The sequence below is a fragment of the Streptomyces sp. NPDC101225 genome (assembly GCF_044767585.1).
Classification (GTDB): domain Bacteria; phylum Actinomycetota; class Actinomycetes; order Streptomycetales; family Streptomycetaceae; genus Streptomyces.
Genome location: NZ_JBIWOE010000021.1, coordinates 108856 through 134297, shown reverse-complemented (window position 1 = coordinate 134297; position 25442 = coordinate 108856). Strand labels below are relative to the sequence as shown.

Sequence of the window (25442 nt, the reverse complement as noted above, 5' to 3'; positions counted from 1 at the left end):
ACCGCCTCTCCCGTGAACCCACCGGCGCCTCCCGCGACCGGGCCTCACGACCCCACCCCCGCCGTCTCCTCCGCCAGGGCCACGGCCTCCTCCCGTACGTCGAAGGGCAGGCCGCGCAGCACGGGCGGCCTCGCCACCACGACCACCCGGACCCGGTCCCCCTCCCGGCCGACCGTGACCCGCGCTCCGCGCGGGGCCGCCGCGCGGGTCAGCTCGACCACCGAGCCGGGCGGATCCTGCCGGGCCGCCGCGCGCGCCCCGGTCCGCGCCGCGTCCACGCACTGGATCTGCGCGGCCACCACCAGCAGCCCCCACACCAGTGCCGTCGTGAACATCACCAGCACGGGCAGCACGACGGCCGACTCCGCCGTCACGAACCCCCGGTCCGTGCCCGTCCTCCGTCCCCGCTCACATCCGGCCATCGAGCGCCTGCTTCACGATGCCCTGCAGCTCCGCACTGACCTGACCGCTCGTCACCACCTTGTAGAGGACCACCGCGAAGGCCACCGCCGCGACGATCCCCATCGCGTACTCCGAGGTGACCATCCCCGCATCCCTCCGCGCCGCCCCTGCCCTGCACACCAGCGTCCGCACCGTCCTGCTCATCCCGACCCCCATGAGGTTCCGTCCCGTTGACCATCCGCCGTACGACACCGACCGCCCGCTCCGGTCATCCACCGCCTCCTCCCAGCACCCCGCCCGCGAGCCCGATCACCACGGGCAGGACGCCGACCGCGATAAAGGCGGGCAGGAAGCACAGCCCCACCGGTGCGGTGACCAGCACGGCCGCCCGGCGGGCCCGGGCCGCGGCGGTGCGGGCCCAGTCGGCGCGGACGTCCGCCGCGAGCCGGGCGACCGGCACGGCGGCGGGAAGCCCGGACACGTCGGCCCGCTCCAGCAGCCGCGCCAGCGCCTCGGCGCCGGGCAGCGCGGCCAGCCTCCGCCATGCGTCGGCCGGTTCACCACCGAGCCGTACCTCGGCCGCACCCCGCGCCAACGCGTCCCCGACCGGCCCGCCGAGAGCCTCGCCCACGGCCCGCGCCGCGAGGACGGGCCCCGCCCCGGCGGCGATGCAGGCGGCCACCAGGTCGGCGGAGAGCGGCAGTTGACGGGCCGCCTCGCCCCGGTCGTACACCTCCGCGCCGGTCGCGGCCGTCTGTCTGCCGCGCCACCACCACAGCGCGCCCGCGACGGCCAGCCCCAGGACGGCACCGAGGAGGCCGCCGGCCAGAACCCACCCGGCGCACACCACGCCCGCCGCGGGCAGCCACCGCCGCACGGCGTCCCGTACCTCGACGTGCGGTCCGCGGCGCTTCTCCTCGGCGTCCGCCACCAGCGCGGCCAGCCGCCGGGCCACCCTCCGCTCCCGCCGGACCGCCTCCAGCCGGTGCAGCAGCCACCCGAGGGCGATCAGAACCCCCGAGGCCGCCCCCAGCCTGTGGACAACTTCCGCGCTCATGCCGCCTCCGCCCGCCGTACGATCGACAGCGCCCACCACAGCCCGAGGCCCTCCAGCGCACCGCCGACGCACAGGCAGCCCAGCCCGGCGCCGGTGTGGAGCAGCACACGCAGCGGATCGGCCCCGAGGGCGGCACCGAGGGCGAGACCGACGGCCGGCAGCCCCGCGAGCATCGCCGCCGTGGACCGCGGCCCGGCCAGCTGCGCCCGCAGATCGGCACGCCGGTCCCGGTCCGCGCGCAGCGCCCCTTCGAGCCGGTCGAGTCCGGCCGCCAGACCCGCGCCCTGATCCACGGCCACCCGCCAGCACGCGGCGAGACCCAGCAGCCCCTCGGCGCCTGGCTGCCGGGCCGCCGCCGTGAGCGCACCCGGCACGTCACCGCCGAACCGCGCCGCCGCCAGCACCGCGGCCCGCGCGTCTCCGAGCCCGCCGGAGTCCCGCGCCGCGCTCAAGAGCGCCTCGCCCGGCTGCCGCCCGCCCCGCACCTCACCGGCGAGGGACCCGCACAGCGCGATCACCGCGTCGCGACGGAGCTCCCGGGCCCGCCGCGCCTCGGCGGCCCGCCGCAGCCGCCGCAGCAGCGGTACCCCGGCCGCCCCCGCGACGACCGGCAGTACCGAGGCGCCCAGCACCGCCAGCAGGACCCCGGCGGCCGGCGCCCACCACTCGGCCCGCAGCCGCCCGCGAACCCGTCGCAGTCCCTGGGGCACCTCCCGCCGGGCGGGTGGCCCGCTCGCCGCCGCACCGCCGCCCGCGAGCAGCAGCCGGGCCCGCCGCGCCCCTGAGTGCCACCCGCTCATCAGCACGGCCGCCGCACCCGCACACATCACGGCGGCCCCCGTCGCCGTACCGTCCATACCCGTCATCGCTCCCCCTCGTTCCGCAGCAGGCTCCGCAGCCGCTCCCAGCCCTGCTCGTACGCGAACGCCTCCGCACCCCACCGCAGCGCCGGCACCGTCCGCACCAGCCCCGACGGATCCCGTTCCAGCACATGCACCTCGGCGATGCGGCGCCGCCCGGACCGGTCCCGCACCAGATGCAGGATCACCGACAGCGCCGCCGCCAACTGGCTGTGCAGCGCGGCCCGGTCGAGTCCGGCCGCCGTGCCGAGCGCCTCCAGCCGGGCCGGCACGTCGGCCGCCGCGTTGGCGTGCAGGGTGCCGCAGCCGCCTTCGTGCCCGGTGTTCAACGCGGCCAGCAGATGCACCACTTCGGGCCCTCGCACCTCACCCACGACCAGCCGGTCCGGGCGCATCCGCAGCGCCTGCCGCACGAGGTCCTGGAGCGTGACGCGTCCCGCGCCCTCCTGGTTGGCGGGTCTGGTCTCCAGGCGGACGACATGCGGATGGTCCGGGCGCAGCTCCGCCGAGTCCTCCGCGAGCACGATCCGCTCGCCGCGTCCGACCAGCCCCAGCAGCGCGCTCAGCAGAGTCGTCTTGCCGCTGCCGGTCCCGCCGCTGATCAGGAAGGACAGCCGTGCCTCGATCAGCGCCCGCAGCACGCGTCCCCCGCCCGGCGGCACCGTGCCCGCCGCGACCAGCTCGTCGAGGGTGAACGCCCGTGGCCGTACGACCCGCAGCGACAGGCAGGTGCAGCCCACCGCCACCGGCGGCAGCACCGCGTGCAGCCGTGTCCCGTCCGGCAGCCGGGCGTCGGCCCACGGCCGCGCGTCGTCGAGGCGCCGGCCGGCCACCGCGGCCAGCCGCTGCGCGAGCCGTCGCACCGCCGTGGCGTCCGGGAAGGAGACCGGCGTCAGCTCCAGCCCACCGCCCCGGTCCACCCAGACCCGGTCGGGGGCCGTCACCAGCACGTCGGTCACCGACGGGTCGGCGAGCAGCGCCTCCAGCGGGCCGCTGCCGACCAGCTCGGACCGCAACTGTGCCGCCGCGCCGAGGACTTCGGCGTCCCCGAGCACCCGCCCCTGCTCCCGCAGCGCCTGCGCCACGCGCGCGGGTGTCGGCTCGGCTCCGCTCTCCACCAGCCACCGCCGTACGCCGTCCAGGAGCCCGGGCGGCATGTCCGCCGCCTCGGTGCGGGCCACCGTCCGGCCCGGCCGCCACAGCGCGGGCGGCGCCTTCGATCCCGCGCTCATGCGGCACCCGCCTCCGCCAGCGACCGCTCCCAGAACTCCTTGCAGAAGCGCGCGAGGGGGCCGCGGCCACCGGCCGCCGGCGGCGCCTTGGCCTCCCCGGGGCGCAGCAGCGCCGACTCCAGGGGCATCTCTCCGGCCAGGGGCAGTCCGAGCAGCCGGGCCACCTCGCGGTCGTCGAGCCCGGGTGCGTACGGCCCCCGTACCGCCACCCGCAGGTCGCGCAGGACCATGCCGACGGCGGACGCCACCCGTCCGGCGGCCGCCACGGCGCGCAGTTCGCCGGGGACCACCAGGAGCCCGAGGTCGAGCTGGGCGAGCGCCTCGGCGACGCCGTCGTCGACGCGGCGCGGCAGGTCGACCACCACGGTGCCGCCGCGCCGCCGGGCCGCGGCCAGCACCGCCCGCACGGCCTGGGGCGGGACGGCCACACGGTCGCCGCGGTCCCAGCTGAGCACGCGCAGGGAGTGGAGCTGCGGCAGCGACTCCTCCAGCGCGCCGCCGCCGACCCGGCCGCGGGAGGCGGCGAAGGCGGGCCAGCGCAGCCCCGCGGCGCTCTCGCCGCCGAGCAGGACGTCCAGTCCGCCGCCGAGCGGATCGGCGTCCACCAGCATGGTGCGCAGTCCCTCCCGCGCGGAGGTGACGGCGAGGGCGCAGGCGAGCGTGGACGCCCCGGCCCCGCCGCGACCGCCGATGACGCCCACCGTGAGAGCGGGCCGGCCCACCCCCTCGGCCACGTCCGCGATGCGGTCGACCAGCCACTGCTCGCCGTCGGGCAGCATCAGGACGTGGTCCGCGCCGATCTCGACGGCGCGGCGCCAGACCCCGGAGTCGTCCTGGTCGCGGCCGACCAGCACCACCCCTCGCCGTCGCGCGGCCCCGCGCACCCGCCGCGCGGCGTCGTCGCCGACCAGGACGAGCGGTGCCGCCTCCCAGCTGCCCGCGCGCTCCGGGAACGAGTGGTGGACCTCGGGTGTCGCGCCCGCCGCGGCGCACAGGCGCAACAGGTCGTCGAGCAGTTCGGCGTCCTCCGTGACGATCAGTGGTCCGGCCTGCCGCCCCGAGGCGGCGGACGGTGGTTCGTGTGTGACGGCTCCGGTCACGGTTTCCATCCCCCTTCGCTGCATCTCTCGCGCAGCCCCTGCGGTCACGCGATTCCCAAACGTCCGAAGAACCGGCAACCGGCCTTCATATGAACGGCCGATACGAACCGGCCAAACCCGCCCGGCAAACCGGAACCGGCCATGAACTCGGCCCGGGCGAGACGCGTTTGAATCACCGTGCAGCGGTCCCGGAAATCGTGTGGATCTTGGTCGATAACTGTGGACGGCTCAGCGGTTGTGAATATCGCCGTCACCCTTAGCGGTGACGCCTCCACACGCCCCGCACGACTGCCGCAGAGCAGCCCGACAACTACACACAGTGACGAATCTTGGGCATGGCGACGCGACGGCCGGGGCCGCCACGCAACGGCCGTACAACCGCATGAAAAAAGGAAAAACCCGCCCGGACATGCGACGACCCCCACCGGGGGGGAGAGTGGGGGTCGTCTCCACGGCCGACTCGGGGGGGGAGGAGCCGGGCCGGGTTAGCACGGTCGCGAACGATCCGTGACTTCCATGGTGTACCCGAGAGCCCTCTCAGGCAAACCCACGCGCCTCACCTTACGCCGAATGGGCTGCGCCTATGCTCGGGGTCGTGGAAAACCACTCCTTGCCCCGCACAGCGGCCTTCTTTGACCTGGACAAGACGGTCATTGCGAAGTCGAGCACACTCACGTTCAGCAAGTCGTTCTACCAAGGCGGCCTGATCAACCGCAGGGCCGCCTTGCGTACCGCATATGCCCAGTTCGTCTTCCTCGTCGGCGGCATGGACCACGACCAGATGGAGCGGACGCGCGCGTACCTGTCCTCACTCGTCCGCGGCTGGAACGTCCAGCAGGTCAAGGAGATAGTCGCCGAGACGCTGCACGACCTGATCGACCCGATCATCTACGACGAGGCCGCCTCCCTCATCGAGGAGCACCACACCGCCGGCCGCGACGTCGTCATCGTGTCGACGTCCGGCGCGGAGGTCGTGGAGCCGATCGGCGAGCTGCTCGGCGCGGACCGCGTGGTGGCCACGCGCATGGTCGTGGGCGAGGACGGCTGTTTCACCGGCGAGGTGGAGTACTACGCCTACGGCCCGACGAAGGCCGAGGCCATCAAGGAGCTGGCCCTGTCGGAGGGGTACGACCTGGAGCGCTGCTACGCCTACAGCGACTCGGTGACCGACCTGCCGATGCTCCAGGCGGTCGGTCATCCGCACGCCGTGAACCCCGACCGGACGCTGCGTCGCGAGGCACTCGCGCGCGGGTGGCCGATCCTCGACTTCCACCGTCCGGTCCGGCTCAAGCAGCGGATCCCGGGGTTCTCCGTACCGCCCCGCCCGGCCCTCGTCGCGGCCGCCGCGATAGGCGCCGCGGCCGCTACCGCGGGTCTGGTCTGGTACGCCAACCGTCGCCGGGCGATGCCTCTTTGAGTTACGGAATCCCGGGAACAACAACCCGTTGAATCCGCAACACTCGGGCCTCGTTCGCCATACCGGCGCCCGTTTGCAACCTATTTGAGACCAAAAGTAAAGAAGTACAGCGAGGGGTTCCGCTTGGTTCGGTCCTGGAGTACAAAGGGGTTAACGGCCCGCGAGACCAAGGACATCCGAAAGGATCACCTTAAAAACGCATTTGGCCCCACGGACCGAGCATGAACACCGAGCACCCACGCGACGTCGACCCGTCGATTACGGGCCAGCCGCACCAGGTGACGGGCAAAGTCCCGACCTGATGGGCAACACATCGAGGACGCTTGGTAACCCGGTGGGCATGCCAGCGGCGGTACGAATCCTCGTACCGCCGCATCTTTTCGAGCCCCGCTACGCCGCCCCGCGCTGCAGCGCCTCGCACACGGCCGTGGATTCGCGCGCGCCCAGCCCGACCGCCCTGCCGCAGTGGGCGATCCAGGCGGCCATCCCCTCGGGCGTCCCGGAGACGTATCCCTCCAGCGCGGCGAGATAGGCCGCGCGGCCCAGTTCGGCGTGGCCCACCTCGGCCGGGCAGACCGATTTGGGGTCGAGACCGCTGCCCACCAGGACGATGCGCTCGGCGGTGCGCGCGATCAGGCCGTTGCAGGAGGCGAAGGGGCGCAGCGCGAGCAGCTCGCCGTGGACGACGGCCGCCATGACCAGGGCGGGGGCGGAACTGCCCGCGATGACCAGATCGGACAGCCCCTCCAGCCGGCCGTGCACCTCGTCGGCACCCGGCAGGTCCAGCTCGACGAGCGGCTCGTCGACGGGCTCGCCGGCCTGCCGCGGCCGCCCGACCTCGTCGCCGCCGGTCGCGGCGGCCACCAGGTGCAGCCGGGCCAGGACCCGCAGCGGCGACTGCCGCCAGATGGACAGCAGTTGGCCGGCCTCCGCGGTCAGCCGCAGCGCCGCGCCCATCACGCGCGCGTCGTCGCCAGCGAAGTCGCTGCGCCGGCGCACCTCCTCCAGCTCCCAGTCGGCGCCGGAGAGCGCCGCGGAACCGCGGGCACCGCGCAGTGCCGCCTCGGAGGTGATCTCGTTGCTGCGGCGCCGCATCACCCGGTGCCCGTAGACCCGGTCCACGGCCTTGCGCACGGACTCCACGGACTCGGCCACGCCGGGCAGCGAGCCCAGGGCCGCGAGCGGATCGGCGGTCGCGCCTGTCGTACTCATGAGTACGACCCTAGCCACCTCCGGAGCGCGCCCCACGATCGAGTGGTCTTCTTCACGCCCCTCTGTCACATACAGCTATACGGCGACTACTCTTCGTGAACATGAAAATTGCTTTCGTCGGGAAGGGCGGCAGCGGCAAGACCACCCTGTCCTCCCTGTTCGTCCGCCATCTCGCGGCCACCGGGGTGCCGGTCGTCGCGGTGGACGCGGACATCAACCAGCATCTGGGCGCCGCGCTCGGCCTCGACGAGGCGGAGGCCGCCGCGCTGCCCGCGATGGGCGACCGGCTGCCGCTGATCAAGGAGTACCTGCGCGGCTCCAACCCGCGTATCGCCTCCGCCGAGACGATGATCAAGACCACGCCGCCCGGCGAGGGCTCGCGGCTGCTGCGCGTCCGCGAGGACAACCCGGTCTACGACGCCTGCGCCCGGCCGGTGGAACTCGACGGCGACGCCGTCCGTCTGATGGTCACCGGCCCCTTCACCGACGCCGACCTGGGGGTCGCCTGCTACCACTCCAAGACGGGGGCGGTGGAGCTGTGCCTGAACCACCTGGTGGACGGCCGCGGCGAGTACGTCGTGGTGGACATGACGGCCGGCTCGGACTCCTTCGCCTCCGGCATGTTCACCCGCTTCGACATCACGTTCCTCGTCGCCGAGCCGACCCGGAAGGGGGTCTCCGTCTACCGCCAGTACAAGGAGTACGCCCGTGACTTCGGCGTCGTGGTCAAGGTCGTCGGCAACAAGGTGCAGGGCCGGGAGGACGTCGACTTCCTGCGCGCCGAGGTCGGCGACGACCTGCTGGTGACGGTCGGGCAGTCGGACTGGGTGCGCGCCATGGAGAAGGGCCGCCCGCCCCGGTTCGAGCTCCTGGAGGACGTCAACCACAGCGCTCTGCGTGCCCTGCGGATCGCCGCGGACGCGACGTACGAACTGCGCGACGCGGAGCGCTACACCCGCCAGATGGTGCACTTCCACCTGAAGAACGCGGACGCGTGGGGCAGCGCCCGTGCGGGGGCCGACCTGGCGGCGCAGGTCGACCCCGGTTTCGTGCTGGGCGAGAGCGTCACCGCCCCCGTGTGACGCGGGGCTATCCCTTGGCCGGCGGCGCCCCCGGAGCGCCCTTCGGAGCCGGGGCCGGGCTGCCCGACAGATAGTGGGCCCAGCCCTGCTTCGGGGCCTCGCCGACGTTCAGGGCGCGCAGCTTCGCCAGGACCTTCGGGTCCTGGGCGTCCAGCCAGTCGGCGAGCTGGTGGAAGGACACGCAGCGCACGTCGGGCTTGTTGCAGACCTTCTCGACGACCTCCTCGACGGCCCGCATGTAGGTGCCGCCGTTCCACGACTCGAAGTGGTTGCCCATGATCAGGGGCGCGCGGTTGCCGTAGTAGGCGCGGCGGAAGCCCTTGAGCAGGCCGTCGCGCATCTGGTCGCCCCAGTACGCGTACTTGTCGGGATCACCCTGGGTCCGGGTGCCGGACTGGTTGACCATGAAGTTGTAGTCCATGGTGAGCTGCTCGTAGGAGTGCCCGGGGAAGGGCACGAGCTGCATCGACAGGTCCCACAGGTTCTGCTTCTTCTTCGGCCAGACCTGCTCGTTGACGCCACTGGTGTCGTAGCGGAAGCCCATCTGGCTCGCGGCCCGCATGAAGTTCTTCTGGCCCTCCAGGCAGGGTGTGCGCGCGCCGATGAGTTCCTTGTCGTAGTCGAAGGGCAGCGGGGCCGCCTTCTTCATCCCGGTGTTGGTCTTCCAGGTCTTGACGAACTGCTTGGCCTGCGAGATCTCGCTCTTCCACTCATCCACCGACCACTCGCCGACCCCGCCGTTCTTGCCGCAGAAGTGGCCGTTGAAGTGGGTGCCGATCTCGTTGCCCTCCAGCCACGCCAGGCGCAGCTGCTTCACGGTGTCGGCGATGCCCTTCTCGTCGTTGAAGCCGATGTCGGAACGGCCCGGCGAGTGCTGCGGCGGCTTGTAGAGGTCGCGCTTCTCCTCCGGGAGCATGTACACGCCGCTGAGGAAGAACGTCATTGTCGCGTTGTTGGCCTTGGCGACCTTGCGGAAGTGGGAGAACAGCTTCTGGCTGTCCTCGCCCGCGCCGTCCCAGGAGAAGACGACGAACTGCGGGGGCTTCTGGCCGGGCTCGAGCCGCTGCGGTCTCGGCAGGTGCGGCTGGGCTCCGGTGTACGCGGTGGAGCCGTCACCGATCAGCCGGACGACGCTCCCCGGCGCCCGGGCCGGCTTGGCCTTCTGCGGGCCGGGAGCCCCGTCCTTGTGACCGTTGGGGCCTAGCGCACAGCCGGCGACGGACGCGGCACAGGCCGCGGCGAGCACGGCGCCCGCGGTGATCCTGTGGGTGGCGGCCATGTTCCGCTCACCTTCTTCCTTCTCTCAGGCCAACGCCGATGGAGGCGTTTTCTGGTGTTTTGCCGGGAAGACCCGGCAGCGCCGCCAAGGTCGCACGAGGCCGAGAAGGAATTAGTACGACAAGCCGATGAAATGACCGCTTCACTCATTGGAACGGTTCGATACCCCATTTGCCAGCAAAGTCCATGCCCGTCCTTTACTCTGAATTACGATCTGTTTACCGAGCGTTGATGCATCCCGCCGCTGCACGCCGTGACCCACGGCCGCGACCGACACCCCGCCCATCGACGGGGCCGAACCAGAACCGCGACCGCGCCGCCCGGAGGAGACGGGAACCATGTCCGCCTGCGCCCCCACCCACGCCACCGACCCGACCCGGACCGAGCACGCCCACCAGCCCCACAGCCCACCGCCCGGCCCGCACCGCCGCTTCCGCATCGCGGGCGCCGACCTGTCGGCCTCGATCGCCGTCTTCCTGATCGCCCTGCCGCTGTCCCTGGGCATCGCCCTGGCCACCGGCGCCCCGCTCCAGGCCGGGCTGGTCGCCGCCGCGGTCGGCGGGCTCGTCGCCGGATGGATCGGCGGCTGCCCGCTCCAGGTCAGCGGCCCCGCCGCCGGACTCACGGTGGTCACCGCCGACCTCATCCACCGGTACGGCTGGCGCACGACCTGCGCCATCACCGTCCTCGCCGGACTCGCCCAGCTCGGCCTGGGCTGCCTGCGCGTGGCGCGCTCCGCGCTCGCCGTCAGCCCCGCCATCGTGCACGGCATGCTCGCCGGTATCGGCGTCACCATCGCCGTCGCCCAGGTGCACATCGTCCTCGGCGGGACTCCGCAGAGCTCCGTGCTCGCCAACCTCCGTGCTCTGCCGGCCCAGTTGGCGCACCTGCACCCCGCCGCCGTGGCCGTGAGCGCGCTGACCCTGACGCTGCTGCTGCTCTGGCCGCGGATCCCCGGCCGGGTGGGCGGTGCCCTGCGCAGAATCCCGGGCGCGCTCGTCTCCGTGGCCGGTGCCACCGCGGCCGCCACCCTCGCCGGGCTGAGCCTGCCCAGGGTCGACCTGCCGTCCTGGAGCAGCCACGCCCTGGCCGGACTGCCCGAGGGCCCGGTGCTCGGGCTGGCCGCGGCCGTGCTCAGCACCACCCTCGTGTGCAGTGTGCAGTCGCTGCTCGGGGCGGTCGCCGTGGACAAGCTGGTGGCGGCGCGGCCCGGCCTCACCACCCGTGTGCGCCGCGCGAACCTGGATCGTGAACTGCTCGGGCAGGGCGCCGCCAACATCGTCTCCGGCGCGCTCGGCGGACTGCCCGTCGCCGGTGTGGCGGTGCGGAGTTCGGCGAATGTGAAGGCCGGTGCCGTCAGCCGGAACTCCACGATGCTGCACGGCGTTCTCGTAGTGATCGCCGCGCTGCTGATGGTCCCGCTCCTGGAGTGCATCCCGCTCGCCGCACTCGCCTCCTTGGTGATGGCCGTCGGCATCCAGATGGTGTCCCTGCACCACATCCGCACGGTGACCCGCCACCGCGAGGTGCTGGTGTACGCCGTCACCACCCTCGGCGTCGTGCTCCTCGGCGTCCTGCAGGGCGTGGCCCTGGGGATCGCCGTGGCCGTCGCCGTCGCCATGCACCGCCTCGCCCGCACCCGCATCACGCACGAGGAGAGGCAAGGAGTCCATCACGTCCGAGTCCGGGGCCAGCTGACGTTCCTCGCGGTGCCCCGGCTGAGCCGGGCCCTGCATCTCGTCCCCCAAGGCACCCATGCCGTCGTGGAGTTGGACGGGTCCTTCATGGACCACGCGGCGTACGAGTCCCTGCAGGACTGGCAGAACACGCACACCGCGCGCGGTGGCACCGCCGAGGTGGCGGGCCGCGCAACCGGCGCGCGTGCCGACGGGCCCACGCCCGGCGCCGGGGTGGAGCAGGGCGAGCCGGGCCGGGGCGAGGCATCCGTCGGCTGCCGCTGCCGTCCCTGGACGCCGTGGCGCAACCACCGGTGCGAGCGGCCCGGGCCCGCGCGTCCCGCCGGCACCCCCGGTGCGCCCGACGGACGGGAGGGACGGGACGGATCGGGCAACGGCGACGGCCCCGGGGTCGGCGCCGGCACCGAACACCAACTGGCGCGCGGCATCAGCGCGTTCCAGCGCAACACCGCACCGCTGGTGCGCGGTGAGCTGGCCCGTCTGGCCCGGGAGGGGCAGCAGCCCTCCCAGCTCTTCCTCACCTGCGCCGACTCCCGGGTGGTCACCTCGATGATCACCTCCAGTGGTCCCGGCGACCTGTTCGTGGTGCGCAACGTGGGCAACCTCGTCCCGCTGCCCGGCGAGGAGGGCGGCGACGACTCGGTGGCGGCGGCGATCGAGTACGCGGTGGACGTGCTGAAGGTGCGCTCCATCACGGTGTGCGGGCACTCCGGCTGCGGCGCCATGCAGGCGCTGCTCACCGCCGAGCCCGGCGGCGCCGCGACCCCGCTGCGGCGCTGGCTGCGGCACGGGCTGCCGAGCCTTGAGCGGATGGCCGACGACGGCCGGCCGCCGGCGCGGCTGGCGGGCCGGGCGCCGGCCGACGCGGCCGAGCGGCTCTGCCTGACCAACGTGGTCCAGCAGCTGGAGCATCTGCGCGCCCACGCATCGGTGGCCCGGGCCCTGCGCAACGGCACGCTGGCGCTGCACGGGATGTACTTCCAGGTGGGCGAGGCGCAGGCGTATCTGCTCACCGGGGCGGACGGTGACGGGGTGTTCGGCCATGTGGAGGCGGCCGGCCTGCCGGACACTCCCCGAGCGGCAAAGATGTGACCGGCTCCCCGCGGTGCCGGCGGACCGGGATGTGAGAGGCGTAACAAAGGCTGAACTTCGTCTCCCCGGGGTCCGTGGGTACGGATGACGCCACGAGCCGCAGCACTCCCTTGAAAGGTCTAAACCACTTTGCCGTCGGCCCTTGTCATCGGCCCCCCGGGTCTGATGAGCTGTGGCCCGGGACACAACGGACACCCTGAGAAAGGGAGATGTCGTGAGCAACGAAAGCCTGGCCAACCTCTTGAAGGAGGAGCGACGCTTCGCGCCGCCGGCCGACCTGGCCGCGAACGCCAACGTCACGGCGGACGCGTACGAACAGGCCAAGGCTGACAGGCTCGGCTTCTGGGCCGAGCAGGCACGCAGGCTGAGCTGGGCCAAGGAGCCGACCGAGACGCTGGACTGGTCGAACCCGCCGTTCGCCAAGTGGTTCAAGGACGGCGAGCTCAACGTCGCGTACAACTGCGTCGACCGCCATGTCGAGGCCGGGCACGGCGACCGCGTCGCCATCCACTTCGAGGGCGAGCCCGGCGACAGCCGCGCCATCACCTATGCCGAGCTCAAGGACGAGGTGAGCAGGGCCGCCAACGCCCTGCTGGAGCTGGGCGTGCGGAAGGGCGACCGGGTCGCCGTCTACATGCCGATGATCCCGGAGACGGCGGTGGCGATGCTGGCGTGCGCCCGGATCGGCGCCGCGCACTCCGTCGTCTTCGGCGGCTTCTCCGCCGACGCGCTCGCCACCCGTATCCAGGACGCCGACGCCAAGGTGGTCATCACCTCGGACGGCGGCTACCGCCGCGGCAAGCCGGCCGCGCTCAAGCCGGCCGTCGACGAGGCCGTCACGCGCGTGGACAACGTCGAGCACGTGCTCGTGGTCCGCCGCACCGGCCAGGAGGTCGCCTGGACCGAGGGCCGGGACGTGTGGTGGCACGAGGCCGTCGACCGCCAGCCGGCCGAGCACACGCCGGAGGCCTTCGACGCCGAGCACCCGCTGTTCATCCTGTACACGTCCGGCACGACGGGGAAGCCCAAGGGCATCCTGCACACCTCCGGCGGCTACCTCACACAGGCCGCGTACACCCACCACGCCGTCTTCGACCTCAAGCCGGAGACCGACGTGTACTGGTGCACGGCCGACGTCGGCTGGGTCACCGGGCACTCGTACATCGTCTACGGGCCGCTGGCCAACGGCGCCACCCAGGTCATGTACGAGGGCACCCCGGACACCCCGCACCAGGGCCGCTTCTGGGAGATCGTGCAGAAGTACGGGGTGTCGATCCTGTACACGGCGCCGACCGCCATCCGCACGTTCATGAAGTGGGGCGACGAGATCCCCGCGAAGTTCGACCTGTCCAGCCTGCGGGTCCTCGGGTCGGTCGGTGAGCCGATCAACCCCGAGGCCTGGATCTGGTACCGCAAGAACATCGGCGGCGACACCACACCGGTGGTCGACACCTGGTGGCAGACCGAGACCGGCGCGATGATGATCTCGCCGCTGCCGGGTGTCACCGTGGCCAAGCCCGGTTCCGCGCAGACCCCGCTGCCCGGCATCTCCGCCACCGTCGTCGACGACGAGGCCAACGAGGTGCCCGACGGCGGCGGCGGTTACCTGGTGCTCACCGAGCCGTGGCCGTCGATGCTGCGCACCATCTGGGGCGACGACCAGCGGTTCATCGACACCTACTGGTCCCGCTTCGAGGGCAAGTACTTCGCCGGTGACGGCGCGAAGAAGGACGACGACGGCGACATCTGGCTGCTGGGCCGCGTCGACGACGTGATGCTCGTGTCCGGCCACAACATCTCCACCACGGAGGTCGAGTCGGCGCTGGTGTCGCACCCCTCGGTCGCCGAGGCGGCCGTCGTCGGCGCGACGGACGAGACCACCGGGCAGGCCATCGTCGCCTTCGTGATCCTGCGCGGCACGGCCGCCGAGAGCGAGGACCTGGTCGGCGAGCTGCGCAACCACGTCGGTACCACCCTCGGCCCGATCGCCAAGCCCAAGCGGATCCTGCCGGTCGCCGAGCTGCCCAAGACCCGCTCCGGCAAGATCATGCGGCGCCTGCTGCGCGACGTCGCCGAGAACCGCCAGCTCGGCGACGTGACGACGCTGACCGACTCCACGGTCATGGACCTCATCCAGGCCAAGCTCCCCTCGGCGCCCAGCGAGGACTGAACACCCCGCGAGAACTGAGCACCCGGCGAGGAGTCCGCGAGGACGCGAACGTCAGGGAGGGCACCCGGCCACAGGCGCGCCGGGTGCCCTTTTCCCGCTTAACGTAGGGATCGCCGGATTCCTCCGTCTGCACCTTAGGTAAACTAAGCAAAGGTGCGCCGGGAAGTCTGGTCGGCAAGTAGCCAGTCCTGCCCACCGACCGGAGGTCCCCACCGTGGCCGCGCCCCGCACCACCCCTGCCCGCAAGGTTCTCGGACGGCTGTCCCTGCCGGAGCGGACCTTCGTCGCGGACGCGCTGCGCACCGAGACGGTCGGCGGTGTACTGCTGCTCGTGGCCGCGGTCACCGCCCTGGTCTGGACGAACGTGCCCGCGCTGCACGACAGTTACGAGACCGCCAGCCACTTCCACCTCGGCCCCGAGGCCCTCGGCCTGCACCTCTCGGTCGCGCACTGGGCCGCCGACGGACTGCTCGCGATCTTCTTCTTCGTCGCCGGCATCGAGCTCAAGCGCGAACTGGTCGCGGGCGATCTCCGCGACCCCAGGGCAGCCGTCCTGCCGGTCGTCGCGGCCCTGTGCGGGATGGCCGTACCGGCGCTCGTCTACACCCTCACCAGCCTCACCGGCCACGGTTCGCTCGAGGGCTGGGCGGTGCCCACCGCCACCGACATCGCCTTCGCGCTGGCGGTCCTCGCCGTCATCGGCACGTCCCTGCCGAGCGCCCTGCGTGCCTTCCTGCTCACCCTCGCCGTCGTCGACGACCTCTTCGCGATCCTGATCATCGCCGTCTTCTTCACCGGCACCATCGACTTCGCCGCGCTCGGCGGCGCCGTCGTGGGCCTCGCCGTCTTCTGGCTGCTGCTGCGCAAAGGGGTACGCGGCTGGTACGTCTACGTCCCGCTCGCCCTCGTCATCTGGGGGCTGATGTACAACAGCGGCGTGCATGCCACCATCGCGGGCGTCGCCATGGGCCTGATGCTGCGCTGCCACCGCCACGAGGGTGAGGAACACTCCCCCGGGGAGCACGTGGAGCATCTCGTACGGCCTCTGTCGGCGGGTCTCGCGGTGCCGCTGTTCGCGCTGTTCAGCGCCGGTGTCACCATCTCCCACCACTCCCTGGGCGATGTGTTCACCAAGCCGGAGACGCTGGGCGTGGTCCTCGGGCTCGTGGTCGGCAAGACCGTCGGGATCTTCGGCGGCACATGGCTGACGGCCCGCTTCACCCGGGCGTCCCTGAGCGAGGACCTCGCCTGGGCGGACGTGTTCGCCGTGGCGACCCTGTCCGGCATCGGCTTCACCGTGTCGCTGCTGATCGGCGAGCTCGCCTTCGAGGGGAGCACGGTGCTGACGGAGGAGGTGAAGGCCGCCGTCCTGTGCGGGTCGCTGATCGCGGCCCTGCTCGCGACGGTGCTGCTGAAGATACGCAACGCCAAGTACCGCGAGATGTGCGAGGACGAGGAGCGCGACGACGACCTCGACGGCGTGCCGGACATCTACGAGCAGGACGATCCGGCGTACCACCTGCGCATGGCCGTGATCCACGAGAACAAGGCCGCGGAGCACCGCAGGCTCGCCGAGGTGAAGGCCGCCGAGCGACGCGCGCTTGCCGAAGTACCGGGCGGGGCAGGCGAGGACGACGACCGTCCGGCATGATCTGACGGGACGGTACAAAAGGACCGCTCAAAGGCAGTACGGCAGAAGAGGGAGACCGCGATGAGCGCACCCGACGGCAGCCCGGTCGGCGCCGAACGCAGCATCGGCCAGCTGTTCGCCTCCGCGACGGCCGAGATGTCGGCGCTCGTGCACGACGAGATCGCACTGGCCAAGGCGCAGCTCAAGCAGGACGTCAAACGCGGCGCGACGAGCGGCGGCGCGTTCACGGTGGCCGCCGCCATCCTGGTGTTCTCGCTGCCGATGCTCAACTTCGCGCTGGCGTACGGCATTCACGCCTGGACCGGCGGGCACAACGGCGAGGGCGGCTGGAACCTCGGCTGGTGCTTCCTGCTGTCCTTCGCGGCCAATGTCCTGATCGCCGTCGTCCTCGTGCTGATCGGCGTCGTCTTCGCGAAGAAGGCGAAGAAGGGCAAGGGCCCGCAGAAGGTCGCCGCGTCCATGAAGGAGACGGCGAACGTGCTGCAGAAGGCCAAGCCGCACCCGCGACCCGAACTCCCCGCTCTCGAGGACCGCGCCCCCGAGGCCATCGAGGCTGTGGCACGCTCGTCCTCATGACGGATCCCGCCACACCTTCGGCGCAGCCGGCCTCGGTCGTACGGCCCGACGTCCTCCCCGACGGCACGAAGCTGACCCATCGCGACGTCGCCGCCAACGGCGCGCGCTTCCACATCGCCGAGGTGGGCGACGGGCCGCTCGTCCTGCTGCTGCACGGCTTCCCCCAGTTCTGGTGGACCTGGCGGCACCAGCTGACCGCGCTCGCGGACGAGGGCTTCAGGGCCGTCGCCATGGATCTGCGCGGTGTCGGCGGCAGCGACCGCACCCCGCGCGGCTACGACCCGGCGAACCTCGCGCTCGACATCACCGGCGTGATCCGCTCCCTGGGCGAGCCGGACGCCGCGCTGGTCGGGCACGACCTGGGCGGCTATCTGGCGTGGACGGCGGCCGTGATGCGCCCCAAGCTCGTCCGACGGCTCGCGGTCGCCTCGATGCCGCATCCCCGGCGCTGGCGCTCGGCGATGCTCTCGGACGTCAGGCAGACGCGCGCGGGCTCCTACATCTGGGGCTTCCAGCGGCCCTGGATCCCCGAGCGGCAGCTGACCGCGGACGACGGCGCGCTCGTCGGCGAGCTGATCCGCGAGTGGTCCGGGCCGGACCTGGCCGACGAGAAGGCCCTGGAGACGTACCGGCGCGCGATGTGCATCCCGTCCACGGCCCACTGCGCGATCGAGCCGTACCGCTGGATGGTCCGCTCGATGGCCCGCCCGGACGGCATCCAGTTCAACCGGCGGATGAAGCGGCCGCTGCGGGTGCCGACCCTCCATCTGCACGGCTCGCTCGACCCCGTGATGCGCACGCGGAGCGCGGCCGGATCCGGCGAGTACGTCGAAGCGCCGTACCGCTGGCGGCTGTTCGACGGGCTGGGCCACTTCCCGCACGAGGAGGATCCGGCCGCTTTCAGTGCAGAACTGGTCAATTGGCTGAAGGATTCCGAACCCGATCGGTGACCGATCGGACGCGCCCGGTATCGGGACCTGAACGCGTGTCCTACGAACGGCCAATTGCCTGGCGCATAGGCCAATTGGGGACCCTGGGGGCGGTTATCGACCTTGGGGCAGGGGCAGACGTCGGGGTATGGGCTGGACGCACGACTACAGTGACGCGGCACGTACCCGACGCTCGGCCGGCGGCCTGGGCTCCCACCAGCGGGGTGCCGCCCCGCAGATAGCGGGCACGGACCTCCGGGTGGGCATCCCGCGCATCCTGCGCCGCAGGGCACGCTGGGTCTCCGTACGCCTGCGTCACCCCCGGGGCTGACGCCCCGCTCGCGCGAAGGCTCAGAGGGCGCAGCTGTCGCTGTCGACCTGATGGTTCGCGGTACGCCCCTTGACGATGTCCTCCCGGATCTCGTCCGCGGTGAGCGCGTACCCGGTGTCGGCGTCGTCCAGGGACTTGGCGAAGACCACCCCGTAGACGGCGCCCTCGGGTGTGAGCAGCGGGCCGCCGGAGTTTCCCTGGCGGACGGTCGTGTACAGCGAGTAGACCTCGCGGCGGACGGTGCCCCGGTGGTAGATGTCCGGGCCGTTGGCCGGCAGGCGGCCCCGCACGCGCGCCGCCCGGACGTCGTAGGAGCCGTTCTCCGGGAAGCCCGCGATGATCGCGCTGTCGCCGCTGCGGGCGTCCTTGGCCGTGAACTTCAGGGCCGGCGCCTTGAGACCGGGCACGTCGAGCACGGCGATGTCGCGGTGCCAGTCGTAGAGGACGACCTTCGCGTCGTACTTCCTGCCCTCGCCGCCTATCTGGACGGTGGGCTCGTCGACGCCGCCGACGACGTGCGCGTTGGTCATGACGCGGCGGTCGCCGAAGACGAAGCCGCTGCCCTCCAGGACCTTGCCGCAACTCTGCGCCGTGCCCGTGACCTTGACGATGGAGCGCTTGGCGCGGGTGACCACGGGACTGTTCGCGAGGGCCGGGTCCGGCGGCCGGACATCGGTGATCGGCTCGTTCGCGAACGGGCTGAAGACCTGCGGGAAGCCATTCTGCGCGAGCACCGAGGAGAAGTCGGCGAACCAGGTGTCGGCCTGGTCGGGCAGTGCCCGCGAGACGCCGAGGAGCACCTTGGAGCTGCGGACCTCCTTGCCGAGGGTCGGCAGGGTGGTGCCGGCGAGGGCGGAGCCGATCAGCCACGCCACCAGGAGCATCGCGACGACGTTGACGAGGGCGCCGCCGGTCGCGTCCAGGGCGCGGGCCGGGGACCAGGTGATGTACCGGCGCAGCTTGTTGCCCAGGTGGGTGGTGAGTGCCTGGCCGACCGACGCGCAGACGATGACGACCACGACCGCGACGACGGCGGCGGTCGTGCTCACCTCGGCGTTGTCGGTCAGGGCGTCCCAGATGACGGGCAGGGTGTAGACGGCGGCGAGACCGCCGCCCAGGAAACCGATCACCGACAGGATGCCGACGACGAAGCCCTGTCGGTAGCCCACGATCGCGAACCACACGGCGGCGACCAGCAACAGGATGTCCAGCACGTTCACCGGTTCGAGCCTCGCCTCGTCACTTCGCGGTCATCTCAGGTCGGCCGGGGGCCGGCCCGCCGCGCAGCGGCGATCCGATACGGCGTCCCCCGGGAAGACACAGCACGGCAGACACCCTGTCATGACCGCCAGTCGAGCGGGACCTGCTTGTCACGGTCCCAGGGGCGCTCCCAGCCCGCGTGGTGCAGCACTCGGTCGATGATTCCGGCCGTGAAGCCCCACACCAGGGCGGATTCGACCAGAAATGCCGGACCTCGGTGGCCGCTGGGGTGCACCGTGGTGGCGCGGTTGTCGGGGTGCGTGAGATCCACCACGGGGACGGTGAAGACCCGCGCCGTCTCGTTCGGGTCGACGACGCCGACCGGGGTCGGCTCCCGCCACCAGCCCAGCACCGGGGTCACCACGAAGCCGCTGACCGGGATGTACAGCCTGGGCAGGACGCCGAAGAGCTGGACGCCGGCCGGGTCGAGCCCGGTCTCCTCCTCGGCCTCGCGCAGAGCGGCCCTCAGCGGCCCGTCAGCCTTCGGGTCGCCGTCCTCGGGGTCGAGGGCGCCGCCGGGGAAGGAGGGCTGCCCGGCATGCGATCGGAGGGAACTGGCCCGCTCCATGAGCAGCAGTTCGGGCCCGCGCTCACCCTCGCCGAAGAGGACCAGCACGGCGGACTGCCGCCCCGCCCCGTCCTTCGGGGGCAGGAAGCGGCTCAGCTGGAGCGGCTGAATCGTCTCCACGACCCGGACCACCGGGTCCAGCCACTCGGGCAGCCCCTCGGTGCTGAGCGTCACCGGCCCACCCTGCGTCTCACTCGCGCGCGTCATCGCCACCCCCGTCCTGCCGAGTCCAACGTCCCGGGTGCCCGAGATCGTTCCTGGGCCACCCGATCGGGGCCCTGAGCGCTGGGGCGCCCGTCATCCGGCGCCCAGCGGCGGGGCCGGCTTCCCGCCCGCGTCGAGATACGACTGCGGGGGCCTCAGGCGCTGGCCCGGAAAGCCGCCCTTCTCGTACTTGAGGAGCTTCTTCGCCTTCTCAGGATCCGTCTCGCCCTCGCCGTACGCCGGGCAGAGCGGAGCGATGGGGCAGGCACCGCAGGCGGGCCTGCGGGCGTGGCAGATGCGGCGGCCGTGCCAGATCACGTGGTGCGAGAGGTCGGTCCAGTCGCTCTTGGGGAAGAGCGCGCCGACGGCGGCCTCGATCTTGTCCGGGTCGGTCTGGTCCGTCCACCGCCAGCGCCGCACCAGCCGCTGGAAGTGCGTGTCCACGGTGATGCCGGGCCGCCCGAAGGCGTTCCCCAGCACGACGAAGGCCGTCTTGCGGCCCACGCCGGGCAGCTTGACCAGGTCCTCCAGCCGACCGGGCACCTCGCCGCCGAACTGCTCCACCAGCGCCTTGGACAGCCCCATGACGGACTTGGTCTTGGCCCGGAAGAAGCCGGTCGGCCGCAGGATCTCCTCGACCTCCTCGGGGACGGCCGCGGCCAGGTCCTCGGGGGTGGGGTACTTGGCGAAGAGGGCCGGCGTCGTCTGGTTGACCCTGAGGTCGGTCGTCTGCGCCGACAGGACCGTGGCGATCACGAGCTGGAAAGGGCTGTCGAAGTCCAGCTCCGGGTGGGCGTACGGATACACCTCGGCGAGCTCGCGGTTGATCCGGCGGGCGCGGCGGACCAGCGCGGTGCGCGACTCCTCCTTCGGCGGCTTGGCGGCCGCCTTCTTCACCGGAGCACTTTTCGTCACCTTTGCCGGTTTTCTTCCACCGCCGGGGTTCTGTTCGCCCACAGCGGAATCACGACGTACAACCACCCGCCCAGCCCCCTTGGCCTGTGCTCTCACCGGCGTTTTGGACACCCGGCCAGCCTAGAGCCCGGCACTGACATCCGCCCCGGACCTTGGAGATCGGCCCCCAATTGGACCCCTGCCGCTTACCTCGGCACAGGTGTGCGGCATCCTTGTGACAGATCACACTGTTTGGACCGTCCGGCAAGATGGGGAGCACGGTCCCCTGGTACCAAGGGGGAGCAAGATCCCCTGAGCAGGTCGACAAGGAGAGTACTCGTGGACGACGTTCTGCGGCGCAACCCGCTCTTCGCGGCGCTCGACGACGAGCAGGCCGCCGAGCTTCGCGCCTCCATGAGCGAGGTGACCCTCGCGCGTGGCGACGCACTCTTCCACGAGGGGGACCCCGGAGACCGGCTCTACGTGGTCACCGAGGGCAAGGTGAAGCTGCACCGCACCTCCCCCGACGGCCGCGAGAACATGCTCGCCGTCGTCGGCCCGAGCGAGCTGATCGGCGAGCTGTCGCTGTTCGACCCGGGCCCCCGGACGGCCACGGCCACCGCGCTGACCGAGGTCAAGATGCTCGGTCTGGGCCACGGCGACCTCCAGCCCTGGCTGAGCGCCCGTCCCGAGGTGGCCGGCGCCCTTCTGCGCGCCGTCGCCCGCCGGCTGCGCAAGACCAACGACGCCATGTCCGACCTGGTCTTCTCCGACGTCCCCGGCCGCGTCGCACGCGCCCTGCTGGACCTCTCCCGCCGCTTCGGCGTGCAGTCCGAGGAGGGCATCCACGTCGTCCACGACCTGACCCAGGAGGAGCTGGCCCAGCTGGTCGGCGCGTCCCGCGAGACGGTCAACAAGGCGCTGGCGGACTTCGCCCAGCGCGGGTGGCTGCGCCTGGAGGCGCGGGCCGTGATCCTGCTGGACGTCGAGCGCCTGGCCAAGCGGTCCCGCTGACATTCCTTCCCGGCCGTCCTCCGGGGCTCCCGGACAGGCCGACGGGTGGGCCCATGGCCGGCGACGCGACCCACAGGGGTCTCGACCCCCAGGGCTTCATCGAGCGCGAGGGCTCCCTCGGCCGTGTTCCGCGCGCCTTCCGGCCGGTCGTGGCCTCCGCACGGGACCGGCTGCTCGGGCTGTTCGGGGCACGGCTGCACAGCGCGTACCTCTACGGCTCGATCCCGCGTGGCACCGCGCGCGTGGGACGCAGTGACCTAGATCTGCTGGTCGCGCTCCGGGAGGAGCCGGCCGACGCCGACCGGGCCGGAGTCCGGGTGCTCGGCGAGGCCGTCGACAAGGAGTTCCCGCAGATCGACGGTGTCGGCACGCTGCTGTACGGCCGGGCGCGGCTGCTGAGCGCGGCGGAGACGTACGACATGGGGTGGTTCGTGGCCTGCATGTGCACCCCGCTGCTCGGGGAGGACCTCGCCGAGTACCTGCCCCGCTACCGGCCCGACTCCCTGCTCGCCCGCGAGACCAACGGGGACCTCGCCCTGCTGCTGCCCGCCTGGCGGCGGCGGATCGCGGAGGCCGGGGGCTCCGGGAACTCCGAGGCGGCCCTGCGTCCGCTCGTGCGGTTCATGTCCCGGCACCTCGTGCGCACCGGGTTCACGCTCGTCATGCCGCGCTGGAACGGCTGGACCAGCGACCTCGCGGAGATGGCCGAGGCGTTCGGCGCGTACTACCCGCAGCGCGCGGAGCAGATGCGCGCGGTGGCCCGGCGCGGCCGGGAGCCGGCCGGTGACGCCGCCGTCCTGCGCTCCTACGTCGAGGACCTGGGCCCGTGGCTCGCGCAGGAGTACACGCGCGTGCACGGCGTGAAGAGTGCCAGGGACGACTAGGGGGTGCTGGGGCGCTGGATGAGTCCGTGCTCCTCCAGGTAGTCCAGTTGCGCCCGCACCGACAGCTCGGCCGCCGGCCACAGGGAGCGGTCCACGTCCGCGTAGACGTGGGCGACGACCTGGGACGCGGTGCCGAAGCCGTCCTCGACCGCCGTCTCGACCTGGGCGAGGCGGTGGGCGCGGTGGGCGAGGTAGAACTCGACGGCCCCCTGGGCGTCCTCCAGGACCGGCCCGTGGCCGGGGAGCACGGTGTGGACACCGTCGTCGACGGTGAGCGACCGCAGCCGTCGCAGCGAGTCCAGGTAGTCGCCCAGGCGGCCGTCGGGGTGCGCCACCACCGTCGTGCCGCGGCCCAGGACCGTGTCGCCCGTCAGGACCGCCTGGTCGGCCGGGAGGTGGAAGCACAGGGAGTCCGAGGTGTGGCCCGGGGTCGGGACGACGCCCAGCTCCAGGCCGCCGACCGTGACCACGTCTCCGGCGGCCAGCCCCTCGTCGCCCAGCCGCAGCGCCGGGTCCAGGGCACGCACGTGCGTACCGGTCAGCTCGGCGAAGCGGGCGGCGCCCTCCGCGTGGTCGGGGTGGCCGTGGGTCAGCAGCGTGAGCGCGATGCGCCGGCCGGCCTGCTCGGCCGTGTCCACGACGTTGCGCAGATGGCCCTCGTCCAGCGGGCCGGGGTCGACGACCACGGCGAGCTCGGAGTCCGGCTCGGCGAGAATCCAGGTGTTGGTGCCGTCGAGGGTCATCGCCGAGGCGTTGGGCGCCAGCACGTTGACGGCCCGCGGGGTGGCGGGGCCGGTGAGGACCGCGCCCCGCGGCCGGCCGGGAAGAGCGGCTGCGTCCGTCATGCTCAGGCTCCACCGGTCGGCAGGTCGGTCGGGATGTGCTTGGTGAACTCGTCGTGCCCCGGCCAGGACAGCACGATCTCGTCGCCCTCCAGCCGGGCCCGCGCCAGTACGGCGGTCATGTCCCGCCCGGGAGCCGCCGCGAGCGCCTCGGCGGCCGTGCCGTACGGGAGCAGCTGGCGCAGGGTCGCGACGGTGGGCGGCATCATCAGCAGCTCGCCCTTGTCGTAGCCCTCGGCCGCCTCGGGGGGCCGGATCCACACCGTGCGGTCGGCCTCCGTGGAGGCGTTGCGGGTGCGCTGGCCGTGCGGGAGGGCGGCCACGAAGAACCAGGTGTCGTAGCGCCGGGACTCGAACTCCGGCGTGATCCAGCGGGTCCAGGCCCCGAGGAGGTCCGAGCGCAGCACCAGGCCGCGGCGGTCCAGGAACTCGGCGAAGGAGAAGTCGCGGGCGACCAGGGCCGCGCGGTCCGCCTCCCACTCCTCGCCCGTGGTGTCGCCGACCACGGAGCCGGCGGAGGGCCCGGCGAGCAGGACGCCCGCCTCCTCGTACGTCTCGCGCACGGCCGCGCAGACGATCGCCTGGGCGGCCGCCTCGTCCACGCCGAGCCGGTCCGCCCACCACGCGCGGGTGGGGCCCGCCCAGCGGACGTGGTGCTCGTCGTCGCGCGGATCGACGCCGCCGCCCGGATACGCGTACGCGCCTCCGGCGAAGGCCATGGAGGCGCGTCTGCGCAGCATGTGCACGGCGGGACCGCGGTCGGTGTCCTTCAGGAGCATGACGGTCGCCGCGCGCTTGGGGACGACAGGGGTCAGCGTGCCGTCCGAGAGCGCACGGATACGTTCCGGCCAGTCCTGCGGAAACCACTGCCCATTCGCCATGGGCGGAGGCTATCCCGTGGCGCGCGAATGTTCGAGAGGCCTCCGAGGTCAGAGCGGTGGCCGGGCCCGTGCGCCCGCGCCACCGGGACGTCCGGACCGGGACGGACGTCCGGACCGGTCCGGGACGGCGGGACCTACGCCCCGGTGAGCTCCACCTGGATCTCGACCTCGACGGGTGCGTCCAGCGGCAGCACCGCCACGCCGACCGCACTGCGCGCGTGCACGCCCTTGTCGCCGAGGACCTCGCCGAGCAGCTCGCTCGCGCCGTTGACCACGCCCGGCTGGCCGGTGAAGTCGGCGGCCGAGGCGACGAAGCCCACGACCTTCACCACGCGCGCGACGCGGTCCAGGTCGCCGGCGACGGACTTGACCGCGGCCAGCGCGTTCAGGGCGCAGACGCGGGCCAGTTCCTTGGCCTCCTCGGGCGTGACCTCAGCGCCGACCTTGCCGGTGACGGGCAGCTTGCCCTCGACCATGGGGAGCTGGCCCGCGGTGTAGACGTGGACGCCCGACTGCACGGCCGGCTGGTAGGCGGCCAGCGGCGGGACGACCTTCGGCAGGGTCAGGCCGAGTTCGGCGAGCTTCGCCTCCACGGCACTCATGCCTTCACCCGCTTCATGTACGCGACGAGCTGCTCGGGGTTGTTCGGCCCGGGCACGACCTGGACGAGCTCCCAGCCGTCCTCGCCCCAGGTGTCCAGAATCTGCTTCGTGGCATGGACGAGCAGCGGCACGGTTGCGTATTCCCACGAACGATGGCTTGCTTCAGCCATGACGGCACCCCAGGTGGTCAGCGGTACGAATCTTCAC

General features: G+C 72.4%; 25 protein-coding genes. 10 read left to right on the top strand and 15 right to left on the bottom strand.

Annotated elements, in window-relative coordinates:
• Positions 1-44: 44 nt before the first annotated feature.
• The 6 genes from ACIRPX_RS27225 to ssd form a co-directional block, all read right to left on the bottom strand.
• The gene (locus ACIRPX_RS27225; RefSeq protein WP_404199707.1) at positions 45-422 is read right to left on the bottom strand and encodes a TadE family type IV pilus minor pilin; all 378 of its coding nucleotides are present in this window, start codon (positions 420-422) and stop codon (positions 45-47) included.
• Positions 409-618, bottom strand: coding sequence for a DUF4244 domain-containing protein (locus tag ACIRPX_RS27220; protein WP_404199705.1), 210 nt, complete (start codon positions 616-618; stop codon positions 409-411). The genes ACIRPX_RS27225 and ACIRPX_RS27220 overlap by 14 nt, the downstream gene beginning before the upstream one ends.
• 52 nt (positions 619-670) lie before the next feature.
• Positions 671-1459 (bottom strand): type II secretion system F family protein, encoded by a 789-nt coding sequence (locus ACIRPX_RS27215; protein WP_404199703.1) that lies wholly within the window; start codon positions 1457-1459, stop codon positions 671-673.
• Entirely contained in the window at positions 1456-2325 is an 870-nt protein-coding gene (locus ACIRPX_RS27210; RefSeq protein WP_404199700.1) for a type II secretion system F family protein, read from the bottom strand. The genes ACIRPX_RS27215 and ACIRPX_RS27210 overlap by 4 nt, the downstream gene beginning before the upstream one ends.
• Positions 2322-3476 carry a TadA family conjugal transfer-associated ATPase gene (locus tag ACIRPX_RS27205; RefSeq protein WP_404199755.1) on the bottom strand — a complete coding sequence of 385 codons (1155 nt, stop codon included), beginning with the start codon at positions 3474-3476 and terminating at the stop codon, positions 2322-2324. Before ACIRPX_RS27205 ends, ACIRPX_RS27210 begins: the two co-directional genes overlap by 4 nt.
• Before the next feature lie 71 nt (positions 3477-3547).
• Positions 3548-4660 (bottom strand): septum site-determining protein Ssd, encoded by a 1113-nt coding sequence (gene ssd / locus ACIRPX_RS27200; protein WP_404199697.1) that lies wholly within the window; start codon positions 4658-4660, stop codon positions 3548-3550.
• Between the two features lie 574 nt (positions 4661-5234).
• Between ssd and ACIRPX_RS27195 the strand changes: the two genes are divergently transcribed.
• On the top strand, positions 5235-6068 hold the full coding sequence (locus tag ACIRPX_RS27195) for an HAD family hydrolase (protein ID WP_404199694.1): 834 nt from the start codon (positions 5235-5237) through the stop codon (positions 6066-6068).
• A gap of 390 nt (positions 6069-6458) precedes the next feature.
• Here ACIRPX_RS27195 and ACIRPX_RS27190 read toward each other — a convergent pair whose 3' ends face one another.
• The gene (locus tag ACIRPX_RS27190; protein WP_404199692.1) at positions 6459-7280 is read right to left on the bottom strand and encodes an oxidoreductase; all 822 of its coding nucleotides are present in this window, start codon (positions 7278-7280) and stop codon (positions 6459-6461) included.
• A gap of 101 nt (positions 7281-7381) precedes the next feature.
• Between ACIRPX_RS27190 and ACIRPX_RS27185 the strand changes: the two genes are divergently transcribed.
• On the top strand, positions 7382-8362 hold the full coding sequence (locus ACIRPX_RS27185; protein WP_404199689.1) for an ATP-binding protein: 981 nt from the start codon (positions 7382-7384) through the stop codon (positions 8360-8362).
• A 7-nt stretch (positions 8363-8369) separates the two neighbouring features.
• Here the strand turns inward: ACIRPX_RS27185 and ACIRPX_RS27180 are convergent, their stop codons facing one another.
• Positions 8370-9641 carry a hypothetical protein gene (locus tag ACIRPX_RS27180; protein ID WP_404199687.1) on the bottom strand — a complete coding sequence of 424 codons (1272 nt, stop codon included), beginning with the start codon at positions 9639-9641 and terminating at the stop codon, positions 8370-8372.
• 337 nt (positions 9642-9978) lie between these two features.
• On the opposite strand from ACIRPX_RS27180, the gene ACIRPX_RS27175 reads away from it, so the two are divergent.
• From ACIRPX_RS27175 to ACIRPX_RS27150, 6 genes are all read left to right on the top strand, one after another.
• Positions 9979-12429 (top strand): SulP family inorganic anion transporter, encoded by a 2451-nt coding sequence (locus ACIRPX_RS27175; RefSeq protein ID WP_404199684.1) that lies wholly within the window; start codon positions 9979-9981, stop codon positions 12427-12429.
• A 214-nt stretch (positions 12430-12643) separates the two neighbouring features.
• Positions 12644-14599 (top strand): acetate--CoA ligase, encoded by a 1956-nt coding sequence (acs, locus tag ACIRPX_RS27170; protein ID WP_404199682.1) that lies wholly within the window; start codon positions 12644-12646, stop codon positions 14597-14599.
• A gap of 214 nt (positions 14600-14813) precedes the next feature.
• A complete protein-coding gene (nhaA, locus tag ACIRPX_RS27165) occupies positions 14814-16250 on the top strand; it encodes a Na+/H+ antiporter NhaA (RefSeq protein WP_404199679.1) in 1437 nt (478 codons plus the stop codon).
• A 60-nt stretch (positions 16251-16310) separates the two neighbouring features.
• Positions 16311-16826 (top strand): phage holin family protein, encoded by a 516-nt coding sequence (locus tag ACIRPX_RS27160; protein WP_404199676.1) that lies wholly within the window; start codon positions 16311-16313, stop codon positions 16824-16826.
• Complete coding sequence (locus tag ACIRPX_RS27155; RefSeq protein WP_404199673.1) at positions 16823-17776, top strand: alpha/beta fold hydrolase; 954 nt, start codon at positions 16823-16825, stop codon at positions 17774-17776. The genes ACIRPX_RS27160 and ACIRPX_RS27155 overlap by 4 nt, the downstream gene beginning before the upstream one ends.
• A gap of 127 nt (positions 17777-17903) precedes the next feature.
• Positions 17904-18086, top strand: coding sequence for a hypothetical protein (locus tag ACIRPX_RS27150; protein ID WP_404199671.1), 183 nt, complete (start codon positions 17904-17906; stop codon positions 18084-18086).
• Between the two features lie 20 nt (positions 18087-18106).
• On the opposite strand, the gene ACIRPX_RS27145 is transcribed toward ACIRPX_RS27150, so the two are convergent.
• The 3 genes from ACIRPX_RS27145 to nth form a co-directional block, all read right to left on the bottom strand.
• Positions 18107-19306 carry a MarP family serine protease gene (locus ACIRPX_RS27145; RefSeq protein WP_404199669.1) on the bottom strand — a complete coding sequence of 400 codons (1200 nt, stop codon included), beginning with the start codon at positions 19304-19306 and terminating at the stop codon, positions 18107-18109.
• 119 nt (positions 19307-19425) lie between these two features.
• Complete coding sequence (locus ACIRPX_RS27140; protein ID WP_404199666.1) at positions 19426-20121, bottom strand: NUDIX hydrolase; 696 nt, start codon at positions 20119-20121, stop codon at positions 19426-19428.
• Between the two features lie 90 nt (positions 20122-20211).
• Positions 20212-21099: an endonuclease III gene (gene nth, locus ACIRPX_RS27135; RefSeq protein WP_404199664.1), complete on the bottom strand. Its 888-nt coding sequence runs from the start codon at positions 21097-21099 to the stop codon at positions 20212-20214.
• Positions 21100-21351: 252 nt separating this feature from the next.
• Here nth and ACIRPX_RS27130 point away from each other — a divergent pair, with 252 nt between their 5' ends.
• A complete protein-coding gene (locus tag ACIRPX_RS27130) occupies positions 21352-22026 on the top strand; it encodes a Crp/Fnr family transcriptional regulator (protein ID WP_030942386.1) in 675 nt (224 codons plus the stop codon).
• 53 nt (positions 22027-22079) lie between these two features.
• The gene (locus ACIRPX_RS27125) at positions 22080-22910 is read left to right on the top strand and encodes a nucleotidyltransferase domain-containing protein (RefSeq protein ID WP_404199661.1); all 831 of its coding nucleotides are present in this window, start codon (positions 22080-22082) and stop codon (positions 22908-22910) included.
• Here the strand turns inward: ACIRPX_RS27125 and ACIRPX_RS27120 are convergent.
• The 4 genes from ACIRPX_RS27120 to ACIRPX_RS27105 all read right to left on the bottom strand — a co-directional run bounded on the left by ACIRPX_RS27120 (position 22907) and on the right by ACIRPX_RS27105 (position 25405).
• Complete coding sequence (locus ACIRPX_RS27120; protein ID WP_404199659.1) at positions 22907-23755, bottom strand: MBL fold metallo-hydrolase; 849 nt, start codon at positions 23753-23755, stop codon at positions 22907-22909. The genes ACIRPX_RS27125 and ACIRPX_RS27120 overlap by 4 nt on opposite strands.
• Before the next feature lie 2 nt (positions 23756-23757).
• The gene (locus ACIRPX_RS27115; RefSeq protein WP_404199656.1) at positions 23758-24633 is read right to left on the bottom strand and encodes an NUDIX hydrolase; all 876 of its coding nucleotides are present in this window, start codon (positions 24631-24633) and stop codon (positions 23758-23760) included.
• A gap of 134 nt (positions 24634-24767) precedes the next feature.
• Positions 24768-25235, bottom strand: a complete 468-nt coding sequence (locus ACIRPX_RS27110; protein ID WP_404199653.1) for a RidA family protein — start codon at positions 25233-25235, stop codon at positions 24768-24770.
• Positions 25232-25405, bottom strand: a complete 174-nt coding sequence (locus ACIRPX_RS27105) for a DUF4177 domain-containing protein (protein ID WP_404199650.1) — start codon at positions 25403-25405, stop codon at positions 25232-25234. Before ACIRPX_RS27105 ends, ACIRPX_RS27110 begins: the two co-directional genes overlap by 4 nt.
• Positions 25406-25442 lie beyond the last annotated feature (37 nt).